Raw genomic sequence first — 4,415 nt, 5'->3', positions numbered from 1 at the left:
GGCAAGCCGCCCGCCCGCGTCCGAGGGCGCATGACGGATCAGAATCAGGCTGGTCGTCTCCGTCCCCGACACAGTCGGCTTTCTCCCTTTTCCTTCGGCCAAAATGATGTTTTCTGCTGCCTCGAAAGGAGAGGCAGCATGATCCTACTCATTACCGGTGGCGCGCGCTCGGGCAAGAGCAGCTATGCGGAAGGGCGGGTGGCTGCGCTGCCGGGGCGGCCCTGCTATATCGCGACGTCAGAGATCCGCGACGCCGAGATGGCTGAGCGCATTGCCCACCACCGCGCCCGCCGCGGCCCTGAATGGCGCGAGCGCGAGGCGACTTTCGACCTCGTCGCGGCCCTTACCGAGACCGACGGTGACGGCCCCCGCCTCGTCGATTGCGTCACGCTGTGGCTGACGAACCTCGTGCTGACCGATCGCGACTGGCAGGCGGAGCTGAACGCCCTTCTGGCGGCGCTGCCGGCGCAGCAAAGCCCGGTGATCTTCGTCACCAACGAGGTCGGCCTCGGCATCGTCCCCGAAAACGCGCTCGCGCGCGCCTTCCGCGATGCGGCGGGGCTGGTGAACCAGGCCCTCGCGGCTGCGGCAGACGAGGTGCAATTCGTCGTCTCCGGGCTGCCCCTGAAGGTGAAATGATGCAAGCTCCGCTTTTCCCCGCCGCCTCCTTTGGCGATCTCCGCGCCCGGCTGGCGGATCTGCCCGCCGCCGACCCGACCAGCATCGCCGCGGCCCGGGTGCGCCAAGACAACCTGACGAAACCCCCTGGCGCGCTTGGCCGGCTGGAGGAGCTAGCGATTTTTATGGCCGGCTGGCAGGGCCGCGCGCGCCCAGTGCTGGACCGTGCGCAGGTGGTGGTCTTCGCCGGCAACCATGGCATCTGCCGGCAGGGCGTAAACCCCTTCCCGCAGGAGGTTACCGCCCAGATGGTGGCGAACTTCACGCGCGGCGGCGCTGCGATCAACCAACTTTGCCGGGTGAGTGGCGCGGATCTCTCGATCGTGGCGCTCGACCTTGACCGCCCGACCGGCGATTTCACCGAAGGTCCTGCGATGACCGAGGCCGAGGTGCTTGACGCCATGGTCCGCGGGGCTGCGGCGGTCGACACCGGCGCGAATGTCCTTTTGCTAGGTGAGATGGGGATCGGCAACTCGACCGTGGCGGCCGCACAGGCCCGCGCCTCCTTCGGCGGCACGGCCTGGGACTGGGTCGGTCCCGGCACCGGCGCGGATGCCGACAAGATCGCGATCAAGGCTCATGTCATCGAGGCGGGGATGGAGCGCCACGCTGCCGCCCTCAGCGACCCGCTTGCCACACTCGCGGCCTTCGGCGGGCGCGAGCAGGCGGCGATCTGCGGGGCGGTTCTCGCCGCGCGGGCAGCGCGGATCCCAGTGATGCTCGACGGCTTCATCTGCACTGCCGCCGCGGCCGTGCTTGCGCCGCTTGGCATCGGCGCGCTCGACCACTGCATGGTCGGCCACGCCAGCGCCGAGCCGGGGCACCGAAAGCTACTTTCGGCCATCGGCAAGAAGGCCGTCCTTGATCTCGGGATGCGCCTCGGCGAGGGGTCGGGCGCGGCGGTGGCGCTGGGCGTGCTGCGGGCGGCGCTCGCCGTGCATGACGGCATGGCGACCTTCGCCGAAGCCGGCATTTCGGCCGGATGAGCGGATCCTGGATCCAGTCCCGGACGGACGAGGCGCGGCTGGCGCTGATGCTGCTGACGCGCATGCCGATGGGCCGGCTCGACGCGGCGCCGACGCTCGCTGCCGCCGCCTGGGCCTACCCGCTCGCCGGCGCTGCGGTTGGGGCGGTCGCGGGGCTGGTCTATCTGCTGGCCGCGGGACTCGGCCTCGCGTCCCTTCCATCGGCGTTGCTAGCAGTGGCGGCGGGCGTGGTCGCGACCGGTGGTATGCATGAGGACGGGCTCGCCGATCTTGCCGACGGCTTCGGCGGCGGCGGCGACCGCACCCGGAAGCTGGAGATCATGCGGGACAGCCGTGTCGGCAGCTACGGGGTGATCGCGCTCTGCCTTGCGCTTCTCCTCCGCGTGGTGCTGTTGGCCGAAGTCCTGCCGGGCCATGCGCCGCTGTTCGTTCTCCTCGGGCTCGGCGCGCTCAGTCGGGCGCCGCTGCCGGTCCTGATGCGGCTTCTCCCCGCCGCGCGTGCCGAAGGGCTCGGCCACTCCGCGGCGCTGCGCATAGGTGCAGGGCAGGCGGCCGCGGCGGCCCTAACCGGCTTCGTCCTCGCCGCGCTCTTCCTGCCGTTGCTTCTCTGCCCCGTCCTCGCGGCGGCGGCGGCAGCCGCTCTGACCGGCCTTCTTGCTCGCCGCCAGATCGGCGGTTTCACCGGAGACGTCCTCGGAGCCGCGCAGATCGCCGCCGAACTCGCGGCCCTGCTGGCGCTCGCCGCCGCCTGAGGGTCGGATTTTGCGTTGACGGCTTGGCGTGCCGGCTTCTATGCAGGTCTCGATGGTTCCCCTCGGGGATGAAAAGGGATCGCGGTGAGGATTCAGGTCCGATGCCGCGGCTGCCCCCGCAACTGTTAGTGGCGGGCCCTCTCCAGAAGCCACTGGCCCGGCGGGCTGGGAAGGCGGTGGGGGCAAGTGCTACGGGCCAGGAAACCCGCTACCACGCAGCGCTGTTCAATGCTTTGGGATAGTAATGAGTGCGAGAGGGGTGTTTGAGTCCGGCGAGAGCTGCGCGGTAGCGGTCTTGGCTGAGTGCGCTGGCGCTGACTTTGCTGGTCATCAGGATGTTGAAAGCGAAGCTGCGCAATCGGGCGATGACGCCAGGGTTGGTTCGGATCCAGGGCTGTTCAATACTGATTTCTGAGTTGTGGTGATGATCCGCAACATCGAGGAGAGAATTGATTTTTCGGGGAGCGCGGGGATTCCCGACCGGCGGGATTTGGGATTCTTGGGAAGGCAACCGATTCGGAGGTTGTCATGGCCGCGTTCAGCTCGTTGCTGAATATACTGGCAGAGGTCTCCGATCCGCGGCGCGCGGAAGGCAAGCACTGCAAGCTGCCGCATTGTTCGTGGATGACGTAGTCGGCGCCGGCCGCCGCGGCGAGCGCGCGGCCGGCGGAGCGGTGATCGGCATGCAGATGCGTGTCGATCACGAGACGGATCGGCGTCGCCGAGGTCGATGCGGCCAGCAAATAGGGCTCGATCGGGAATAGCGGGTCGACGACCACGCCGGCCCCTTGCCGACACAGTCGAGCAGATAGGAGGTCCTAGTGTCAGCCCGATCATCGCCGGGTCGATAAATGTGTACGCGGCGGTGGAAAAGCTAGGCCTGCGCGGATCACATCTCGCTGAAAATCAACACCGATTCTTTATTGCAAGAGTGAAACTCGAGGGATTCAATAATCCCGTCGATAGAATGCTGCGGATCGCAAGTGTCATCAACGTGTAATACGATAGCTTCTTGCAACCCAAACTTGCGGCACCTTAAATCTTCACCTGTTTGGGGATTTCCTAAACGCAGACCAGTGAGCAGGTTGCGGCTCCCGCCATAGGACGGTGAATTCTAAACGACGGATGAATAAAGCACTCGGCATTGTTGCACTGATCTGCAAAGCCGGAGATAAGTCCAAGGAGAAACATAACGCACTTTTAATTACGCCCACATATTCGAATCCGCTTTTATTTTGTTCCGCCATCCCTGAGCGTCGCGGCTTCATTGCCCCGCATTGCCCGCCGGGTCTCAATCAGCCGCCGCATGGCGTTTGCCCAGAACTCAACCAGCGATTCATTCGCAAAGAGAACCTCATTCACATCGCCGGGGAGACCAATCTCCTTCAACGCGATCGCGGTTTCGACGGCGCTACGGATGAACTCGGCTCGATTCTCATCATCGCCGAGAACCTTATCCAGGCGCTCTACGGTCGAAGCATCCAACCTCAATGTCGTTGCAATCGTCAGTCGCTTAGGTCGTGCCATCTCGTGACGATAAGGCAACCCTATTGTTTTCAGCAAACAGATGTCTCCAATCATTTTACACGCCACCTTTTATTGACTTTTAAGATACCTCTTATAAGAATGCAACTCGTGCTTGCTGTCACCCGATCTCGACCATGTTTTGCACAGGAGCCAGCAGCTTGCTGATCACCCCGGCCCATTTCCTCGTGCTCGCGAGTCGCTGCGCCTCTGACGTCGCACCAACGACGCTAGCCGCGGTTGCAGGTGCCGAATCGGGGTTCAACACATTAGCGATTCACGACAACACAACGCGCCAGACCGTGCAGCCGCAGGGTATCCGCGGCGCCATTGCCGTTGCCACACAGCTGATTGCCGCTGGGCATTCAGTTGATCTCGGCCTCATGCAGATCGATAGCGCGAACCTCGCCCGCCTGGGCTTGACGATCGCCACGGCATTCGACGCTTGCGCATCGGTGCGAGCAGCCGGGAAACT

General features: G+C 64.8%; 6 protein-coding genes and 1 riboswitch. Of the genes, 4 read left to right on the top strand and 2 right to left on the bottom strand.

Going from position 1 to position 4,415, the window contains the following annotated elements; genetic code table 11:
- The first annotated feature begins 138 nt into the window (after window positions 1-138).
- The 3 genes from cobU to APM_RS01270 are packed head-to-tail and all read left to right on the top strand — an operon-like array spanning window position 139 to window position 2,416.
- Window positions 139-639 carry a bifunctional adenosylcobinamide kinase/adenosylcobinamide-phosphate guanylyltransferase gene (gene cobU / locus APM_RS01280; protein WP_007421545.1) on the top strand — a complete coding sequence of 167 codons (501 nt, stop codon included), beginning with the start codon at window positions 139-141 and terminating at the stop codon, window positions 637-639.
- Entirely contained in the window at window positions 636-1,664 is a 1,029-nt protein-coding gene (gene cobT / locus APM_RS01275; protein WP_007421544.1) for a nicotinate-nucleotide--dimethylbenzimidazole phosphoribosyltransferase, read from the top strand. Before cobU ends, cobT begins: the two co-directional genes overlap by 4 nt.
- Window positions 1,661-2,416, top strand: coding sequence for an adenosylcobinamide-GDP ribazoletransferase (locus tag APM_RS01270; RefSeq protein WP_007421543.1), 756 nt, complete (start codon window positions 1,661-1,663; stop codon window positions 2,414-2,416). The genes cobT and APM_RS01270 overlap by 4 nt, the downstream gene beginning before the upstream one ends.
- Window positions 2,417-2,452: 36 nt before the next feature.
- Window positions 2,453-2,644, top strand: a riboswitch (cobalamin riboswitch).
- Between the two features lie 170 nt (window positions 2,645-2,814).
- On the opposite strand, the gene APM_RS20135 is transcribed toward APM_RS01270, so the two are convergent.
- Both APM_RS20135 and APM_RS21965 read right to left on the bottom strand, forming a co-directional pair.
- Window positions 2,815-3,195, bottom strand: coding sequence for an MBL fold metallo-hydrolase (locus tag APM_RS20135; protein WP_007421542.1), 381 nt, complete (start codon window positions 3,193-3,195; stop codon window positions 2,815-2,817).
- A gap of 451 nt (window positions 3,196-3,646) precedes the next feature.
- On the bottom strand, window positions 3,647-3,997 hold the full coding sequence (locus APM_RS21965; protein ID WP_158004984.1) for a hypothetical protein: 351 nt from the start codon (window positions 3,995-3,997) through the stop codon (window positions 3,647-3,649).
- A 104-nt stretch (window positions 3,998-4,101) separates the two neighbouring features.
- Here APM_RS21965 and APM_RS01260 point away from each other — a divergent pair.
- A partial coding sequence (locus APM_RS01260) for a transglycosylase SLT domain-containing protein (protein ID WP_007421541.1) occupies window positions 4,102-4,415 on the top strand: 314 nt, incomplete at its 3' end.

Origin of the sequence: Acidiphilium sp. PM (assembly GCF_000219295.1) — a bacterium.
Lineage (GTDB): Bacteria > Pseudomonadota > Alphaproteobacteria > Acetobacterales > Acetobacteraceae > Acidiphilium > Acidiphilium multivorum.
This window is presented reverse-complemented; position numbering and strand designations above follow the sequence as displayed.

What these genes read in the sequence shown, in the direction of transcription:
- APM_RS01270 (WP_007421543.1), top strand. Translation starts at nt 1,661, where the DNA reads ATGAGCGGATCCTGGATCCAGTCCCGGACGGACGAGGCGCGGCTGGCG.
- cobT (WP_007421544.1), top strand. Translation starts at nt 636, where the DNA reads ATGATGCAAGCTCCGCTTTTCCCCGCCGCCTCCTTTGGCGATCTCCGC.
- cobU (WP_007421545.1), top strand. Translation starts at nt 139, where the DNA reads ATGATCCTACTCATTACCGGTGGCGCGCGCTCGGGCAAGAGCAGCTAT.
- APM_RS21965 (WP_158004984.1), bottom strand. Translation starts at nt 3,997, where the DNA reads ATGATTGGAGACATCTGTTTGCTGAAAACAATAGGGTTGCCTTATCGT.